We start from the raw sequence: 19,146 nt of genomic DNA, 5'->3' as shown, positions 1-19,146 counted from the left end.
CCCCACCTCCCCACCTCCCCACCTCCCCAACCTCACCAATCCGCTTTTTTAGTCAAGTTACCCAGTAAATTAGATGTAGGGCGTAAAAAAATAAACTCAATGATAGCGATGTCTAACGACAAGCCGCAAGGCGTCTACCCTTGGGAACTTGCATCTATCGTCGGTGAAGAAAATGCTGTTTGCCTTTGGGAAAATATCGAAGAAAATCAACAAAAACGGATTCAACAGGCTATAGTTGCTGGAAATTTTCCCAGTTGTATTGTCTATCCCCGCACTCAAGAACAGCTAGCCGCAGTCCTCGCCGCAGCTGACAAAAATAACTGGCGTGTTCTTCCCTGTGGTAGTGGTAGTAAACTCTCTTGGGGTGGTTTAGTTAAGGACGTTGATATTGTAGTCAGCACAGAACGTATCAACCAGCTGATTGAACATGCTGTGGGTGATTTGACTGTGACTGTAGAAGCTGGGATGAAATTTTCTGATTTACAAGCACTTTTGGCAAATTCACGGCAATTTCTCGCCCTTGACCCCACAGCGCCAAAGTCGGCAACTATTGGCGGTATTGTCGCCACAGGTGATACGGGTTCTCTACGACAGCGTTATGGTAGCGTGCGCGACCAATTATTAGGTATTAGTTTTGTGCGTGCTGATGGACAAATTGCGAAAGCTGGCGGAAGAGTAGTTAAAAATGTTGCCGGATATGATTTGATGAAGTTGTTTACAGGGTCTTACGGCACATTAGGAGTTATTAGTCAAGTAACTTTTCGACTCTACCCGTTACAAGAGGCATCAGTAACGGTGCTACTAACTGGGGAAGCTGAGGCTGTATCTCAGGCAGCTAATACTCTGCGGGGTTCGGGGTTAACACCAGTCCAGGCTGATTTGCTATCGACTAAATTGGTATCCGGTTTAAATTTGGGTAAAGGACTGGGATTAATTGCTCGTTTTCAAAGTATTCGTGAAAGCGTTCAAGAACAGTCAAATCGAGTTTTGGAACTAGGACAAAAATTGGGTTTAGATGGGGCAATTTATGTAGATGGTCATGAAGCTAATCTATGGGAAAGATTGCAACAACAAATATATTCTCCTGTTGAAGATTCTGTAATTAGCTGCAAAATAGGAGTGTTACCCACAAATGCGGTGGCAATTTTGTCTAAGGTAGAGTTTGGTTTAATTCATATTAGTAGTGGTTTGGGTTTGTTAAAATTAAGGGATAAAAATCAGGTTTTGCAAATCCGCAATCGCACTCAAGCTTATAGTGGTTTTTTAACAATTCTGGAAGCACCAGCGACGGTTAAAGAACAAGTAGATGTTTGGGGTTATACGGGGAATAGTTTGGCATTGATGCGGCGTATTAAGCAACAGTTTGATAGTAAAAATATTTTAAGTCCTGGCCGGTTTGTGGGTGGGATTTAGTTGTCAAAAAATAACCGGAAAGACGCCCAGAAAGCCAAGGAATAGAGGGGAAAAATTAATTATGCAAGTTTCAAAAAATTCTGCGAATAAGACGGCTAGTTTGAAAGATTTACAGGGATTTGATGAAAGTCATCCACCAGCACCAAAGTTAATTGATAGTTGTGTGCATTGTGGATTTTGTCTTTCTACTTGTCCGAGTTATCGGGTGTTGGGTAAGGAGATGGATTCTCCAAGAGGACGCATCTATTTAATGGATGCAATTAATGAAAGTAAGATTGCTCTCAATACGGCAACAGTAGAACATTTTGATTCTTGTTTGGGCTGTCTTGCTTGTGTCACGACTTGTCCTTCTGGCGTGCAGTATGACAAGTTAATTTCTGCAACTCGTCACCAAGTTGAACGCAATTATCCCCGGAGTTTGCCAGATAAATTATTTCGGCAGTTAATCTTTTCTCTATTTCCTTATCCTCAGCTTTTACGAGTTTTATTAGTTCCGTTATTGGTTTATCAAAAGTTGGGTTTGAGTCAGTTATTCCGGACTACTGGTTTACTCAATAAAATCTCTCCGCGTTTGGCAGCAATGGAATCGATTCTGCCAAAAATTACTCTCAAATCTTTTCAAGATAATTTGCCTACTGTAATTCCTGCTAAAGGTGAAAAGCGCTACCGTGTTGGGGTAATTTTAGGATGCGTGCAACGGTTGTTCTTTTCTCCTGTGAATGAAGCGACGGTGCGGGTTTTAACCGCCAATGGTTGTGAAGTTGTAATTCCCAAATCTCAAGGTTGTTGTGCAGCGCTTCCCGAACACCAAGGACAAACAGAACAAGCGAAGGCTTTAGCAAGGCAGATGATTGATAGTTTTGCTAAGAGTGATGTAGATTTTGTAATTATCAATGCTGCTGGTTGCGGTCATACTTTAAAAGAATACGGTCATATATTAGAAGATGACCCAGAATACCGCGAAAAAGCTAAGGATTTTGCAGCCAAAGTCAGAGATGCTCAAGAGTTTTTGGCAACTGTTGGCTTAACAGCTAAACTTTCACCATTGACTGATAAAACATTGAATTTAGTTTATCAAGATGCTTGTCATTTATTGCACGGTCAAAAGATTAGCGTCCAACCGCGTCAGTTGTTACGGCAAATTCCGGAGGTGAAGTTAAAAGAACCTCTAGATGCAGCTTTGTGTTGTGGCAGTGCTGGTGTTTATAATATGTTGCAACCAGAAGTTTCTGAAGAATTGGGTCAGCAAAAAGTACAGAATTTATTGAATACTGGTGCTGAGTTAATTGCTTCTCCTAATCCTGGATGTACTTTGCAAATTACTAAGCATTTGCAGTTGCAAGGTAAGAAGATTTTAGTAATTCACCCGATGGAGTTGTTAGATTATTCCATTCGGGGTGTGAAGTTGGAAGTTTGAAAAATGGCGTTTTCGATATAACTAAACAACGAATCTTTGCGGCTACCCTGCGGGTTCCGCCTTTGGCGGTATGCGTCTTTGCGTGAGACTCATTCATACCTTTCATCAGCAACGCCTAACGCTAAACAATAGACTTCTTGCAAAAGTATCTTTTGCAAGAGGTAGGGTAAAGGGTAAAGGGTAAAGGAAAAATCTATCCCTTTCCCCTTTAACCTTTCCCCTTTCCCCGACTTTTGCAAGAAGTCCAATATATAGTAGAGACAGCAATTTATCGTGTCTCTTGCCGATTTTATCTATAAATTAGATGATTTATCCTGCTTCACTTTTTTGATTAATTCTATGTAGATATTAACTTCATTTACTTCTAGATCGTGTTCAACTCTGGTTACTTTCCATTTCTCCTTTTTTAGGTAAATCTCCTCTCCTACTCTAGGAACAAATTGTAAATCATAGAACTTTTTGAGAAAATCTTTTTGATTTTCTTCCCATAAGACTATTTTGGCTACTTCTTTGTTCATTGGTTATCCTTTTTTGTTACTAAAAAAAACTAAGTACTTTGATGACATTCATTAGGCAAGTTTATCTTACTAATTAAACTCAATAACGTAGTTAAAACCACATTATTTACTAAGAGTTATTTATTCTGTATTTTCTTGGCTATAAATTCACAGTCAAGCTACATAAGTTTTGAGAAAAACAATCTCGTAGAGAACTAGTAATGACGTTGGTGCAGCCCTCCGCAGGGATGATAAGTAGCTCAACCTAAAAAAAATTAACACGTAGATGTAAATATACTATTGTTTTATGTTTAATTAAGTTGACCTACTTAACTGCTTTAGCGTTATGGCTTTAGGCTAAGGCACTATGTTACTACTTACCACTTCCGACAGGATATTTTTCAAAGTATTAACATCACGCTGAAATACTTCTGGGTGCAGCTGGATTGTTGACTCTAAACATAATGCGCTTGTAAAAATTACCTAAACAAAAGATATAAATATAATTTTTTCCTAAAAAAAGTTATAGTGCAAACAATTTTTAGCCAGTTTTTTGTATATTATCAGCTATTTCATTTTATTTTTTGCTAGAGAATAAGTTATTATATTGATCTAACATAATTATGTTGCCTCCAATACCAAAAGAAGTACTTGTTTGGCTACTATTTACGTTTGTAGTCTCGGTGCTTCCATTAGGAATTGATTGTCTGGTTAGGCTATTTAACCAACAAGCATGGTTTGACTATCAACATTACAGAGATGGGCAGTTACTAATAATTGCTGTGTCCTTTGGAGCGGAATCAATAGGTAATATCCTAATTAGGTCTAAGTTAAATCAATGGTATGAAATTCTAATCATCGGTAGTTGCTTTTTGACTACATTAGCTGCTGGTATACTCTATCCTTACATCAAAAATCTTCCAGTAACTAGTCAAAAAACAACTAGTCAAAACGTTGATAGGAGTATATTTTATGCTACGGTAGCTATATTTTTATTTTCTTTTGCTACCAGTCTTTTTTGTAAGTATTTATCGATGTCTTAATTCGGAGGAAATTATGGAGATTATAGCGATTGTTTCCAGCATAATGGGGTTGTCTGCTTTAGCAACTACATTTAAGTTTGTGACAAATATGCACCATCCAAAAAAAAAGGGTGCAGCGAACAGGAGAGAAACTAAGGCATCTCCCTATGAAAAGGATAGTAGATGTGTTAACTGTGTTAAAAATCCTAACCAAGGATCTGTGGTAAAAGTTTTTGTCGAAGCTAATTTGGATAATTTAGATTCAGAACGTGAAGCCAAATTAAAAGATGTTATCGAAAAATTTAGAAAAGAAGTCAAAGAAGTCAGTGAAACTATCAAGCGGTGAAGGTTATCAACTGAATAATTCTCTAGATTTTATTTTGACCTACAACAACTTATCTGGTGTAATTGGTAGGTCACGAATCCGTTTACCTGTGGCATGATAAACTGCATTTGATATGGCGGCGGCTACGCCAACAATGGGAAGTTCTCCCAAGCTTTTGGTTCCGAGTGCATTCACATAAGCATCTTCTTCTTCAACAAATAGCACTTCTATATTTGGTATATCTGCATGAACGGGAATCAAGTAGTCTGAAAGATTGGCACTAACTATTCTCCCTTGATTAGCATCCATTACGGTTTTCTCCATTAATGCCATGCCAATTCCCCAAGTAATACCACCGACAACTTGACTGCGTGCTGTCTTGAGGTTGAGAATTCGTCCTACACTATAAACACCTACGCAACGTCTAATTTTGATTTCTGCCAAAAGTTCATCAACGGCGACTTCCACAAAGATAGCGCCAAAAGAGTGTTTAGAATAGTTTTTACTCTCTGGGTTGGGTGAAGTTTGTTCTGTAACTTCTAAACTTGCTAAGCCTTGGCGGTGCAAAATCTCGGTGTAGCTGTCTCGCTGGGAGGGGTTTTGTTTTAAAAATATTTGCCCTGACTCAACTGTAATATCTTCTGCTTGAGATTGATACAAAGGGGAATTTGGATCTACGATCGCCATTTCAATCATTCTATCCCGTGCGGCGATCGCTGCTTTATGTACCGCAGGTGAAACGCTACCCACTGTAATTGAATTGCCTGTAATCGGTGCTTTGGGGTAATTACTATCACCTAGTTCAAACTGCACTGGTAAGCCCAATGCTTCCGCAGCTACCTGACTCATCACTGTATACGTACCAGTACCGATATCTTGAGTACCAGTTTGTACTTTAACTTCTCCACTGGCAAAAATTTCGACTTTCACTGATGCTGAACCAGAATTGCTGGGAAATGTCGCACTGGCCATTCCCCAACCAATTAAAAAATCACCTTCTTGTATGGAACGAGGAATTGGGTTGCGTTGTGACCAACCAAAAATTTCTGCACCTTTTTGATAACATTGTTTCAGGGATTTACTAGACCAAGGTAATCCTGTATGAGGATCGATATCTGCATGATTTCTTAGTCTCAGTTCAATGGGGTCAACATTTAAGGCAGATGCGAGTTCATCTATTGCTGACTCTAAGGCAAACATTCCTGTTGCTTCTCCGGGGCCACGCATAAAGGTTGGTGTACCAGCGTTGATACGTCCCAAACGATATTTCACTTCCAAATTTTCACAAGCGTACATCATCGTTGTGGCTGCACCGACGGGTTCCACAAAGTCATCAAATTGCGATGTTAAGGATGTGCCAGTGTGAGTAATGACTGTTAGCTTACCTTCCTTAGTTGCGCCCAGGGTTAGGTGTTGTTGAGTTTGGGAACGGTAACCGCAGCTAGTATACATTTGCGACCGCTCTAAGGCAACTTTCACCGGTCGGTTGACTCGTTTGGCAGCGATGGCACAGAGAATAGTATGAGACCTTAAAAGTGCTTTACAACCAAATCCTCCGCCTAAGTATTTGGAGATGACGCGGACGTTTTCTTGAGGAATATCCAAAACAGATGCAATGGCTCTTTGGGTTGCAGAAATGCCTTGGGTAGTTTCATATAATGTCAAATTATCCCCCTCCCACATGGCTATGGTTGCAGAAGTCTCTAGGGGATTATGATGTTCCATTGGTGTGGAATAAACTTCTTGCACTAAAACATCTGCTTGTGCTTTTCCAAATTCTATATTCCCTCTAGTGATTTTACCTGGCATAATGCCAAAATAAAGTGTTTCTGGTTCAAATATTTCTGCCTGTGCCAATGTCGTTGTTGGCGGTGCTGCTTCGGAGATAATTTTGATTAAGTCAGCAGCAGTTTGGGCTTGTTCTAAAGTTTGAGCGACTACAATTCCTAAGTGTTGGCCATTGTAATAAATATTGTCATCTTTCTTTGTTGGTTGAGTTTTTTCAGGAGAAAAGAAAGGTACTTTTATTAACGATGGTGTTTGCTCATAAGTAATGATATCTATGACACCAGGTGCTGCTGTGGCTGCTGATGTGTCTATTTGTATAACTTTACCATTGGCGATGGTACTTTCAAAAACTACGCCATAAGTCAAATTCTCTATGGGCATATCAGCAGTATAAGCTGCTTCTCCCGTTACTTTCAGCCTACCATCAACCCGATCTACTGATTTACCAACAATTTTACTCATACCGTTGCTTTCCTTTTCCTGAAAAATTCAAGTTAGTAGAGTTTCTTATCAAATTGTGGCAAATTAAACTTAAAAATTTCAATCCATTACTACTCTGTGCCTAAATAGATAACAGTACTTATGCCTATATAGATGAGTTCATTAATCAAATCGGACTGCTATATGATAAATCAATTGCTACTGAGAATTTTTCATAGTTTGTAAAATTAATGGATCTCTTATATCATGCTGCATATTGTAATCAACTGTGCCAAACTCCACTTGTAACATCAAGCGGTCTTGAGTCATTGGAGTAGTGCCTTTGTGGAAACAAAAAGTATCTTCAGCAAAGCCAAATCCTGCTTTACCACAAATAGTTACTAATGATTCTTGTTGATAATAGCTAATAATAGCTTCATCAGTTTGATATTTAGGTAATAATAAATGTGAAAGTTTTTTCTGATTATGGCTGCCTCTAACACAAACATGAGGGCCACCATATACATCAACATCTGTTAAATAAAAGAAAAATTTTAAAAACCGATAATCATCTAAATCGTAGTGAAACATTTGAAATGTTCTCATTTTTTCAAAGGTTGTTGTTTCACCAGCAAAGCTCCACCATAATTGATTAGATAAATGTACTGGATTACACTCTAAATACTTAGCTGCGATCGCCAATAGTGTTGGATCGTTTTGCAGCTTTTTAATAGCAGTACAAAGCAAAGAAGTATTAAAATAACCAGCTATTTTCAATTTTCTATCGTAATGCTTTTCTGCCGATTTTTTTTGATTATAAAAAAAGCCTAAATGAGGTTTGTAATCACCATAACAAGGATGATTTTCAGCAAAATCAGTGATTTCATCTACTATTTGTTTTGGCAAATTCAGACCCAAATAAAATCCATTTTTTTTGAGTTCATTAACTACAAAATCAATATCAATATCTGGAAATAAAGTGGAATTTTTATTTACCAATGTTTGAGATAAGTATTTTTTTTCATCAGGTAAAAAATTTTTTACAAGTCTTCCTAAACGAAACCTGCCGACTTTACGCATCAACAACCAACGAGGGTTTTTGGTTAAACCAATATAGTTTTCATAACAAATGTTATATAAGAATGGAAACTTTTTTTTAATATTTTGTAGCATGATAAAGAATTTTTATTAATAGTCAATATAAATCTACAGAGCTAGGTAACTCTACTTCAAAGTTTTAGCTACTATCAAAAGAAATTTAATTTATGTATTTTCGCATAGCAATTTGCTAATACTTGATAGTACTCATCTAAATTTATCTATAATCCAATACGCTTGGGTTAAAGGCTAATTCTATAAAATTGTGGATTTACCAGACGCGATAAATCGCCGCCTCTACAAGTGTTTTGGCCTTATGTGAACTGTATTGATCTATAATCCAGACCCCAAATGTATTTACGAAGACAATTGAGGTATGAAAGGGTAATATTTATCACTACTCAAACATAGTCTTAACTTCTCGATCGGCTGAATTGAGGGATAACGAGCTTTTAAGGCTAGTATCAATTTATGAGCTAGCTGTTAACTTTATAAGCCATCACACAAATATTACAATCTAAATCATAGCTAATTAGTGATATTAGTCACACTACTATTGTGACCAATGTCACTATTTACCATATCCCGTTTCCTAGTCTGCTGAGGTACAAATCTCTGGTTACCTCTGCGTTTCAAACTATTATCTCTACCTCACTTACCTGCAAATACCTACATAACATATAACTGCTATATAGCAATCTGAATTGAATTGTGAGAAAATACGTAGATTCAAAATCAAATTTACAAGTAAAATTTTATTCAGTCTTGGCGATTAGAAATCGCGCCTACACAGACGAAACCCGCCTACGCGGGTTATTCAATGAAGTCCACGTAGGTGGACTTTGTTTGTGTAGTAGCGAATTCTATTCGCCCAATGGGTTCTAAATTTCTCATGAATGATTCAGGATTGCTATATAAAATTCAACTTCCACAACAAATTGAAAGCCCACGAATTAAAACGCGTTTGACTAATTCAATTTTGAATTCATTATGTGTTTGCGGTTTGGCTTCTTTAATTGCTAGTTCGCCTGCGGCTATGAAGGTAGCTGTATTGATTGTTTGTCCTTTGAGAAATTCCTCTACTTCCCATGCACGCCAAGGTTTTGGCGCTACTCCACCAAAAGCGATACGTGCAGATTGGATCGCATTTTGTTCTATTTCTAAAGCAATAGCTACGGAAACGAGAGCAAATTCATAACTAGCCCGATCTCTAACTTTTAAATAGTGAGATTTACATACTAAATTTGGAATTTCAATAGCAATAATTAATTCTCCAGGCTGTAATAAATTTTCTATCTCTGGTGTCTCACCTGGTAAAACATAAAAATCATGAATTGAAATTTGTCGTGTTTGTTCTGCACCTTGAATGCAAATCACCGCATCTAATATTGTCAAAGCCACAGCTAAATCTGAGGGATGAACGGCGATACAATGTTCGCTAGCCCCAAAAATAGCGTGCATTCGGTTGTAGCCTGTAATTGCCGCACAACCTCTACCTGGAGTGCGTTTATTACAAGAAAAAACTGGGTCGCGAAAATACCCACAACGAACTCGTTGTAATAAATTTCCGCCCACAGTTGCCATATTTCGCAGTTGTGGGGAAGCACTTTGTAGCAAAGCTTGAGTAATTACTGGATAAGATTCTTGAATTTGGGGATTAAAAGCTACATCACTCAATCTAGAAGTTGCACCAATACGAATTTGATGAGTGTGAAATTCAATATCTCCTAGTGGTAAACTATTAATATCAACTAATGTATTCGCTACTTGTACGCCATCTTTCATTAATCCTAATAAATCAGTACCACCAGCAATAAATTCCGCAGTTTTGTCTTGCTCAAATGTGGCGATCGCTGCTTGTTCTGAAAAGACTTTAGTATAATTAAATGGCTGCATTTTCTATTTCCTCTAGGACATCCTGAATCGCTGCAATAATATTCGGATATGCCCCACAACGACAAAGGTTTCCACTCATCTTTTCCCGAATCTCTGCTTCAGATGTGGGCGGTTCTTGTAATATCATTCCTACAGCAGATACAATTTGTCCCGATGTACAGTAACCGCATTGAAAAGCATCATGGCTAATAAAAGCTGTTTGTAGGGGGTGGAGTTTGTCGTCTTCTGCTAATCCTTCAATAGTAGTAATTGCAGCATCGATGTGCATTACTGCTAATGTCATACAGGAGTTAATTCGCCGATTATTAATTAATACAGTACATGCGCCACATTCACCGCGATCGCAAGCTTTTTTTGTACCCATCAACCCCAGCTTTTCCCGTAGTGCATCGAGTAAAGTAACGCGAGGTTCTAGTTTCAGCGAATAGCATAAATTATTCACATTCAGAGATATTTCTACTTCCTGGGAACTCAATATTTTGAATTCTTGCCTTGTGGAGTTGGAAGCGATCGCAGCTAAGGAATTTTCTTCCATATTCTTAGTGGAGATGTTAAAAGTTAAATCAATTACCAAATTTTATATCTGAAATTTTGGACTTGAAATGTAAAATTAAAAACTCAAGTGTCATGAAGATTTATAATTTTTTACTAAAACCCATATATCAGCAGTAAGGGAATTCCAAGTAAAAAATATTCTACAGAAGATTGTTTAGTTTTGACCGTTGACCGTTGACAGTTGACTGTAAACTCTCAACGACCCCAACCGGAATTATTTATTTTTTGGAATTCCCTAATAGGTTATCAGATGCGAATATGCAATCAATCCAAAATCTCAAATCTGAAATTACTTGACGCTAATTCAATATATAGCAATCCCAAATAATTTGTGAAATATTACGTATTAGAGTTGTTGACACTCAACAGTCAACAGTCAACAATTAACACCAATATTCTTCACAACTGAAATAGGATTGCTATAGAAACTATGTAGTAAATTTAGAGGTGTTGTTGATAATATTCCTCTATGCTACCTACAGCTTTTAGTAATGGGGAATCCAAAGGTTCAATCCAATCTGCTACTTCACGAGCCAAACCAAGAGTTGAGACTCCTCCTGATGGTTCGAGTTTCCCATTCAGTGCCTTAGTTTTTATAGATTGTAGGGCATTGATAACGTTATTTAAACGTGGCGAAGACTCAGATTGTTTGTCTTTAAGCATCTGTTGGCTGATTTCAGAAGCTCGGTCTATTAGCTTGACAAATTCTTGTGTGTTGGTTTCCATAAGTTTTACGGACAGCTAAACTTTTCTACAGTAATATTTCCTCCCTCAGACCACTTGATATTCGGATCTTTGGAATCTTTAATAAATGTCTGTTGACCGCCACCTGGATAGCATTCTTTAGGAGTTTGAGGGCCGACAATGCCTTGATAAGTTAGGGTTCCTGCTGGCAAAGTTACTGTTAGTATTTGAGTGGCTTGATTACCCCATTCTTGATTGAGTGCTAGATTTTTGATGACTTCTACGTTCGTTTTATATTTGTCAGTTGTTAAATACCTGCCATATTTGTTGCTACTGCTACTATAGTAGCGATAAAAAGTTTGGGGTTGCTCTAGTTTGACTTCCTTGCATTCTGAGTTGAGGAAGGTAATGGCAATATCAGCTGGTAAAGGGCATGAAGGACTAACTTCTTGGGCAAGCACTTGTTGTGGATTGACAACACGTGGCAATGAACTGACTGAAAAACTCACAAGGCCTAAAGCAATATATATGGAGGCTGATTTTAATTTCATACAAAACTTTGTTGGTAATTATTTTTGAATACAAAAATAATACAGCAAGCTATGTACCTGATATCAAGTTTTTTGGTCAATAAATGTAGAATTTAACAAATTTACTGCCGAAATCGAGTTTATTAAATTAACAAAAATTTCATGTTTATGAATTTTTTGTTACCACTATCAACCACAGGACTGATGACAACCCATTACAACGGTAAATCAAGGTTGATCCTTGGGGACGATTGACTAAAAAAATATTTAGGAGCCAGAATAACGATTATGGGTCTGCTGCCAACGTGAGGGTAGAACTCCTGCGGATTTATCGGTGAGGAGATTCTAAATTCTGAATTTTGACTTTGTATATGAACAAAAATTTAACTCAGAAATTATCTAAACCGATAGTAGAAAAAGTTGCGATCGTTGGTGCTGGCCCAGGCGGTTTGGCTGCTGCCATAGCACTTCAAAGCCAAGGTATTGATGTGCAAGTGTACGAAAAAGCACAAGAATTTCGCCCAGCGGGAACCGGACTAGGATTGGCTCCTAATGGCTTGAATTCTCTGGATGCCATCGCACCGGGAATAGTGGCAACCCTTAAAAGCTCAGGATGCCAAGTGAACCACACAATTTTAAAGAATATTCAGGGAGAAACAATCCGCACTAATCAAACTAAATATCTAGAGCAATACGGACAACCATTATTGACTGTCTGGTGGTATCGTTTACAGCAAGCTCTCGCATCCAGGTTGCCATCTGACATTATTCACCTCAATCATCGTTGCATCGGCTTTGACCAACAAGAAAACGGTGTAAAAATTCATTTTGATGGTCAAGAATCAGTAGACGCAGATTTGCTCATTGGTGCTGATGGCGTCAACTCCGTAGTTAGAGAAACTTTATTTGCCGAGGGTAAGCCCAATTATATTGGTAGTATGTGTTGGCGTGCCGTTATCAAGTACCACCATGAGTTATTTAATGACTATGAACTCGTTTTCGTTAAAGGTAATAAACAGTTCATGTACATTCTCAATGTGGGAGGCGGCTATACCAGTTGGATTAGTCGCAAGTTTTATCCTGATTACTTTTTTTCTCACCATGCACATGAGGTCAAATCTCGCATTCTTCAAGAATTAGCCGATTGGGATGAATCCTTTCGGGCGGTGGTGGAAGCGACACCAGCCGAGCAAATCTGGGAAGGGCCGATTTGCGATCGCCCGCCCTTAACCCACTGGAGTCAAGGCAGAGTAACCCTCTTAGGTGATGCCGCCCATCCAATGGCACCAGCTATGGGACAAGGAGCCAACACCACTTTTGAAGATGCATACGAACTGGCACAGTGTTTTTCCCATTCAGCCACCCTTGAAGCAGCCCTCGCCAACTACGAACAGTCTCGCATCGACCGTACAAAAATCATTCAAGCTCGTAGTGCTTTGGGCGAAATGCGTTACTACGATGACACTTTTACATCTTCTAACCACACCCCACAGCGACAAATGACGCTGAATGACGATTTTCACAAATGGATTTATAGTTACAAGCCCAATGTACTGAGTTTAATTTGATAGTAAATTTTGATAACCCGTCCAACGCGCTTTGACTGCTGACTGTCAACGGTCAACAATATACAGTTAACAGTCTTCTGTGGAATATTTTTTTAACAGGACTTACGCAAAAATAACGTAATTCCGTCATTACGAGCGATAGCGTACTCCTACACAGAAGCAAGCTACGCGGAGCGTCTCGTAGAGAAGTAATCCCCCCTGACGCTGGGATTGCTTCCCTACACTTCGTTCTGGTCGCAATGACAATATCGGCGTTGCGTAAGTCCTATTTAATTGCAAGTCTCTTACCAATACGGTTCGGTTAAAGGGAAAAGGGAAAAGGGGAAAGGTTTCAAATACATCCAAATCCCCTTACCCCGGTTGGTGAGCTTGTCGAACCATTAACCTTTTCCCAGACCACAAGGGAAGTTCATACTGCTTATCCCAACCGTATTGAGTCCCTTACCATAAAGCAATTTTTCAATCAAAAACAAAAGAGGGAGATAAACTCCCTCAATCAACAAGGCAATAATTTAGTTACAGATAGCCTACAAATTACAGACGTGCTGTTGGTAACATCGCTATTGGGTTAACAGCACCCTTGCCTGATGGATGAATTTCAAAGTGGGTGTGTGGCCCGGTACTGTGACCAGTGCTACCCATTAAAGCAATTGTCTCTCCCTGGCTCACCTGCTGACCTGGTTGCACCAGAATCTTGCTGTTGTGAGCGTAGCGAGTCGTGCTGCCATCAGGATGGCGGATTTCAACGAGGTTACCGTAACCGCCATTGTTCCAGCCAGCTTTTGCTACTACACCTTCAGCAGATGAAAAAACAGGTGTGCCGGTAGAATTGGCAATATCAATTCCTTTGTGCATTCTTCCCCAACGCCAGCCATAGCCAGAGGTAAGAGTACCCTTTGCTGGCCATTGGTAAGCAACTGATGAGCTAGATGGAGGAGCTGTTGTTTCGTCAATTACTTTGGGTAAGTATTGATCGACTGCTGCCAAAGGTGGTATTGCCTGTGGAGAAACTGTCGTTCCGCGCAACTTCCCTAAGGAATCCGAGGCGTTTACTCGTCTAGGAGGCGTTGCAACTCTGGTACCAGATGGATTGCGAGGGGGAGTCCACTGACCAGCAGATCCTAGACTGGGTAAGAACTCTGGATTTATAGGCTCGTTAGCAGGTACGGTGGCACGGAATTGGGGCTGAATTGGTTGAGCGTAGTTAACTCTGTTTGGTGTCGGAACCGGAATTGGTATCGCTACATTATTCGGTCGAGACACAGAGATAGGTACAGGTAAATTACTGGGGGTAGAAACAGGAGTGAATGTTGTAGCAGTGTTAATTTCAGAGGCTGCTGTCGGCGCTGCTAAGTTTCCAGACTGTTGAGCGCGATATTTTTGCTGTAACCTCTGGATTTCTGCTTGTAAACTCCGTAGACGGTCGTTATTGTTATTGTTACCCCTTACTACCCTATTTGTTATTTTTTCAGGTTGCTGGATTTCAACAAAGGCTTTTGGTACTGGGGTTTCACCACCCATGCCATAAGCTCTAGGAGCAATGGGAGCTGTTTCTAACTCAATGGCAGTATTTGTTTGAATTTGGTTGTTCGCAGTTACCGGTGTGGGGACAGTAACGCTACTGTTGTCAGCAATAATTGACGATGGCGAGCCTGGTAGATATGAGTTAGCACTACCAATGGTCACAGAAGAAGTAACTTTGGGAGTATTAGTCGGCTCTACAAAAGTGGGTCTAGTCCCTACAGCTACCTCAACTTGAGCAGTTGGAATAATCAGTTTTTGACTGATTTGCAGTTGATTGGGATTACTGAGGTTATTTGCCTTAACTAGTTCTGATACAGATGTATTGTATCTGTTGGCGATCGCCGCTAGGGTATCTCCAGGCTTAACTTCGTAGGCTGTTGTAGTAGAGGAAGCAATCAACGTTGTTGGTGTAGTTGATGCAATTTCCTTTTGTGTCTTCTGCTTTAACCTCGATATCAGCTTGGCTTGGGCAGCATTGTTAGTAGTTTCTGACTGCGCTAACACAGTTTTCTCAACTACAGTATTGCCAATACCAGTTTGTGATAAATTTTCGGTTTCCCCAGACCGTAATTGTGCAAGACTCTTTCTTAAACGGTTTGATTTTTCTTGTAAGCGATTGAGCGCAAACTCTTGTTGCGCCTTAAGTTGTGCATTTATTTCACTGTTTGCTGTCCCAGATGTTGCCACTGTTTGTGGTACTGTCGGTACTATGTTTGTAGTGCCTACAGTGTCTTCAGCAATGGGGTTCGATAGCTTGTTGACTGTTGGAAAGCTAGTCTCAGCTAGTGTATTGTTTGACCCCTGTAGCGGTTGGGATTTTGAGCCAGTGAGATTTTTATCAACTGGTGTGGCTTGGGAAAAGGTTTCTGATGCAGGAACTTGCAAAGGCGTTCCATTGGTCGCGACTTGCCATTTAGCTTCAAGCCCAGGCAACTGTGAGACTGCTGTTGGTTCCACCACAACAGGATTTTCCGGCACACTCGGTAATGAGATTGCTTGGGATTCCAGCTTGGTGGAGGCGAATTTCACCTCAGTATCACGAACAGCAGGAATGGTTGAGGTTGCCTTTTGGCTGCCTACAGGCACCGCTGCTTGGGCTTGATCGCTTTGTCGAGTCACCAAAAGACTGGTTGCTCCCATAGAGATTGCCAAGCCAATCATGGCGGCTTTTGTCCGCACCCGACGGTTAACTTTTGGATTAATTGAATTTAGCTGTTCTACCGGGGCATCATCGCTGCTGGGGCTATTTTTCAACACAGCTTTCACTCTCTTTTTCAATGCTCGTTTCAAAGACGACCTCCTTACGATCACTAGCGCTTAACTGACCTCGATTTTTCAGCTGGATATCTAGTCAATGATCTAGATCGCAACAAATGATAGATCGAGATCACATTCACCAGAGATGCTTACGCAAGATTAACCTGCTTCTCTGATTTAGACAAGTTCACATGTTTTAGCAAAACTTAAAAATTGCTGTGCTTACTTGTCTGAACCACTCCTCACACCATTTAGGAAGTTTTCTTTTTTCCAGTTTTCCGAGACTGTCTTGCGTCAATCGCGGGGACTTGCCAATTATTACAGTTTTGTCAAGTCCATAGTCGCTACCGAAAATTAAATTGCTGCGACCTCTGGAAAAGCGATGCCCCCTGCTGTAGATCTTTTCAAGATATTTCTACACAATCCGTCTTCCCAACACGAGACTTTACGTTGATTATTCCCTAAAAAACAACCGTATTAACTCTCGGCTAATTCTGGGGAGAATCTTGGGGACATTCGAACAAGAATAGCTCAAATGCGCTATATGACTGAGTTATGGGGCATTTGTTCCCCAATATGGAATGCTGCAAATTCATCAAAATCTATCATTCAAATTTGGCATTATCCCGAATTTTATATACAAATTTCTTATAATAAGCCCGCACCTCTTGTAAGTATCTTCCACTACATTTTATGCAAAAACACAATTTTACGTGTATTTTTTGACATTTACTCGGACGTAACCAGCAAATAGTCGCCCCTATAAATCATTGATATGCTTGGTTTTTGTAAAATAATTAAGTACATTTACTTAATTAAAAATTAGTTAAACAACTATTGTAAATAGCCTAATTGACGGCGGCTTTCAAACAAACCGATAGCCACACTCACCGACAAATTCAAGCTCCGGACTCCTGGCTGGCTCATGGGAATATACAGAGTAGCATCACAATGTGATAAAACGTCTCGTGGTAAACCAGTGGTTTCACTGCCAAATAGTAACCAATCATCGGCTTGAAACTGAAAACTGGCATAATTAATATTTCCGGCGACACTATAACCCAACCATCTGCCTCCACGCTTGTGGTGTACTGTTTTGAAGGCTTCTAGAGATTCGTGATAGTGCAGCTTGACGTAAGGCCAGTAATCCAGACCAGCTCTTTTGAGGTAGCGATCGCTAATTTCAAAACCCAAAGGCCCCACTAAATGTAACTCCGTGTCAGTAGCTGCACAAGTACGAGCAATATTGCCTGTATTAGGAGGAATTTGGGGGTTAACTAAAACTACCTGAGGCATTATCCGTATAATTTACGTATTGTATAAAATAATCTATCATCAATGTAAAATCTACCAAAAGGCAGAGGTTATTCATAGGTTTTGTTAATAATAATCAAGCATTCTCCATCGATTAGATTTTTAAAACGAACTGCAAAACCTCTCAGAATAGTACCTGAGAGCGTATTTTACTGAAATCATTAAATATTAAATTTTATGTAAAGTTAAGTGGTTGTTTGTGTGATTTTCAACAAGTACTGTCTGTGAAAAAATCTACCATTTGTTTGACGACAGCTGTGGATTGAGCATCAGAGATTGAGATTGAAACATACAAGCGCATCGATAGTTGACAGTAGACTGTGAACGGTCAACTGTCAACTGTTAACAGAGTCCCTAAAACCTTCAGCTACGCCAGCAGAGACGAACACAATTTGTCTTCGAGTTCGATTTCCCGTTCTTGGATGGTGGTGATAGCCTGGGTAATGACGCGGTGGCTGTCAAAACCAACTCCGTGTAGCTGCAACCATTGTTGAGCTTCGTTGCCTTCGCGAAGAATTTTGTGCAAAGGTGAAAGGAAACAGCTAAAGCCTTGTTGTTTGGCTATCGCCCAAACCTCGTTGTACATTTGGGTAATCCAATCTCTGGCTGTGATGTTTCTGCCATCTTCCCAATGGATGAGCTGAGCATCTAGACTAGTGGCAGCTGCCGCAGTTTCATTGTGAGCATTGAGAGTAACGAGTTCTTCAGGAGAAAAGGTACTTTGAGTTAGTGGGTCGATGCTGGGATTTTCGATGATTTGTAACAGACGTGCTTCTAATAAGGCGCTAATTGCAAGTAAGGCAATGGGGTCTGTGACTAAATCGCAAATTCGCAGTTCTAGGCGATTTAGATCGTAGGGACGGCGATCGCCATTTGGTCGCACTGAAGCCCATAAATGCCTCACATTTTGCATTGTTCCAGCAGCCAGCTGATTTTCCACCCACTCAATATGATGGGCGTGGCTGGCAAATAACGGCACATGTTTGGGGGTTTGTGGGAACAGACCCCAACGAGTTGAGTGATAGCCTGTGGCTTTGCCATCCAAAAACGGAGATGAGGCACTCAGGGCTAAAAATAAAGGTGCTTCTAGACGAATCACCCGACACGCCCGCATTAATATTTCTGGATCGCTAATGCCGACATTGATATGTACGCTAGCGGTGACTACTTTTGTGCCATAGGTTTGTTCTATGTAGTCATGATAAGGGTTGGCTGGATCGGAACGCATAAAGCGATCGCTCCCAGCCAAAGATAAAGTACTTCCCGGTATCAGGGTATAATTTCCCAAGCGATTGAGGTAGTTTCGCAACCTCCGTCTGGGATGTAGTAGGGCACATAATAAACTCTCGTAACTAGCCGATGGCTGGGTCGTATATTCCACATTGCGGCTATCTGGCTCTCGAACAAATCCATCCAAAGCTGCAACAATTTTGTCGGAGAGACCAACGATTTCACCTTGAGGCGTGCCAGTATACATCTCAATCTCAAAGCCTTTTAATAACACCACCTTGTTCTCCTTGGCTCTCTCAGCTTATAAATTGTATCGAATTAGACGAATCTCTGGATCTACCTTGATTCAATCAAAAGTTAAGAATCATTGAATCACCAACTCATCCCCAATCAAGACGACAAACTTTTAACTCATTCCCCTGCTTTACGCAACAAGGATTTTGAGTCATTAGTCATTAGTACTTATATTTAATTTATCGTATTCAGTAATACTAATAACTAATGACCACTGACTAATGACTAAGATGACTTGGCGACAATTCCTCCCACTCTTTCTGGGAATGGGAGAAATTATCGTCTTTCGATGAATACGTACTGAATACTGTTGA

The 19,146-nt window shown here is 39.9% G+C and carries 15 protein-coding genes; 5 read left to right on the top strand and 10 right to left on the bottom strand.

What is annotated here, in order from left to right:
* Positions 1-99 precede the first annotated feature (99 nt).
* A complete protein-coding gene (locus tag VF06_RS25890; RefSeq protein ID WP_099070469.1) occupies positions 100-1,413 on the top strand; it encodes an FAD-binding oxidoreductase in 1,314 nt (437 codons plus the stop codon).
* Positions 1,414-1,474: 61 nt separating this feature from the next.
* The gene (locus VF06_RS25885; RefSeq protein WP_099070437.1) at positions 1,475-2,830 is read left to right on the top strand and encodes a (Fe-S)-binding protein; all 1,356 of its coding nucleotides are present in this window, start codon (positions 1,475-1,477) and stop codon (positions 2,828-2,830) included.
* 293 nt (positions 2,831-3,123) lie between these two features.
* Here the strand turns inward: VF06_RS25885 and VF06_RS25880 are convergent, their stop codons facing one another.
* Positions 3,124-3,348: a hypothetical protein gene (locus tag VF06_RS25880; protein WP_099070438.1), complete on the bottom strand. Its 225-nt coding sequence runs from the start codon at positions 3,346-3,348 to the stop codon at positions 3,124-3,126.
* A gap of 602 nt (positions 3,349-3,950) precedes the next feature.
* Here VF06_RS25880 and VF06_RS25875 point away from each other — a divergent pair.
* Together VF06_RS25875 and VF06_RS25870 are read left to right on the top strand one after the other, a co-directional pair.
* Positions 3,951-4,370 carry a hypothetical protein gene (locus VF06_RS25875; RefSeq protein ID WP_099070439.1) on the top strand — a complete coding sequence of 140 codons (420 nt, stop codon included), beginning with the start codon at positions 3,951-3,953 and terminating at the stop codon, positions 4,368-4,370.
* A gap of 13 nt (positions 4,371-4,383) precedes the next feature.
* Entirely contained in the window at positions 4,384-4,695 is a 312-nt protein-coding gene (locus VF06_RS25870) for a hypothetical protein (protein WP_099070440.1), read from the top strand.
* A gap of 39 nt (positions 4,696-4,734) precedes the next feature.
* Here VF06_RS25870 and VF06_RS25865 read toward each other — a convergent pair whose 3' ends face one another.
* The 6 genes from VF06_RS25865 to VF06_RS25840 all read right to left on the bottom strand — a co-directional run bounded on the left by VF06_RS25865 (position 4,735) and on the right by VF06_RS25840 (position 11,666).
* On the bottom strand, positions 4,735-6,924 hold the full coding sequence (locus tag VF06_RS25865) for a xanthine dehydrogenase family protein molybdopterin-binding subunit (RefSeq protein WP_099070441.1): 2,190 nt from the start codon (positions 6,922-6,924) through the stop codon (positions 4,735-4,737).
* 177 nt (positions 6,925-7,101) lie between these two features.
* Positions 7,102-8,055 (bottom strand): phytanoyl-CoA dioxygenase family protein, encoded by a 954-nt coding sequence (locus VF06_RS25860; RefSeq protein WP_099070442.1) that lies wholly within the window; start codon positions 8,053-8,055, stop codon positions 7,102-7,104.
* 846 nt (positions 8,056-8,901) lie between these two features.
* Positions 8,902-9,876, bottom strand: coding sequence for an FAD binding domain-containing protein (locus VF06_RS25855; protein WP_099070443.1), 975 nt, complete (start codon positions 9,874-9,876; stop codon positions 8,902-8,904).
* Positions 9,863-10,411, bottom strand: a complete 549-nt coding sequence (locus VF06_RS25850) for a (2Fe-2S)-binding protein (protein ID WP_099070444.1) — start codon at positions 10,409-10,411, stop codon at positions 9,863-9,865. The genes VF06_RS25855 and VF06_RS25850 overlap by 14 nt, the downstream gene beginning before the upstream one ends.
* Before the next feature lie 461 nt (positions 10,412-10,872).
* Entirely contained in the window at positions 10,873-11,157 is a 285-nt protein-coding gene (locus VF06_RS25845) for a hypothetical protein (protein ID WP_099070445.1), read from the bottom strand.
* A gap of 5 nt (positions 11,158-11,162) precedes the next feature.
* Positions 11,163-11,666, bottom strand: a complete 504-nt coding sequence (locus VF06_RS25840; RefSeq protein WP_099070446.1) for a hypothetical protein — start codon at positions 11,664-11,666, stop codon at positions 11,163-11,165.
* 350 nt (positions 11,667-12,016) lie between these two features.
* Here VF06_RS25840 and VF06_RS25835 point away from each other — a divergent pair, with 350 nt between their 5' ends.
* Positions 12,017-13,213, top strand: coding sequence for an FAD-dependent oxidoreductase (locus VF06_RS25835; RefSeq protein ID WP_099070447.1), 1,197 nt, complete (start codon positions 12,017-12,019; stop codon positions 13,211-13,213).
* Positions 13,214-13,747: 534 nt separating this feature from the next.
* Here the strand turns inward: VF06_RS25835 and VF06_RS25830 are convergent.
* The 3 genes from VF06_RS25830 to gshA form a co-directional block, all read right to left on the bottom strand.
* Positions 13,748-16,027: a peptidoglycan DD-metalloendopeptidase family protein gene (locus VF06_RS25830; protein WP_099070448.1), complete on the bottom strand. Its 2,280-nt coding sequence runs from the start codon at positions 16,025-16,027 to the stop codon at positions 13,748-13,750.
* 801 nt (positions 16,028-16,828) lie between these two features.
* A complete protein-coding gene (locus VF06_RS25825; RefSeq protein ID WP_099070449.1) occupies positions 16,829-17,290 on the bottom strand; it encodes a tRNA (cytidine(34)-2'-O)-methyltransferase in 462 nt (153 codons plus the stop codon).
* 385 nt (positions 17,291-17,675) lie between these two features.
* Positions 17,676-18,815, bottom strand: coding sequence for a glutamate--cysteine ligase (gshA, locus tag VF06_RS25820; protein WP_099070450.1), 1,140 nt, complete (start codon positions 18,813-18,815; stop codon positions 17,676-17,678).
* Positions 18,816-19,146: the final 331 nt, after the last annotated feature.

This window comes from Nostoc linckia z4 (assembly GCF_002608075.1).
Lineage (GTDB): Bacteria > Cyanobacteriota > Cyanobacteriia > Cyanobacteriales > Nostocaceae > Nostoc > Nostoc linckia.
This window is presented reverse-complemented; position numbering and strand designations above follow the sequence as displayed.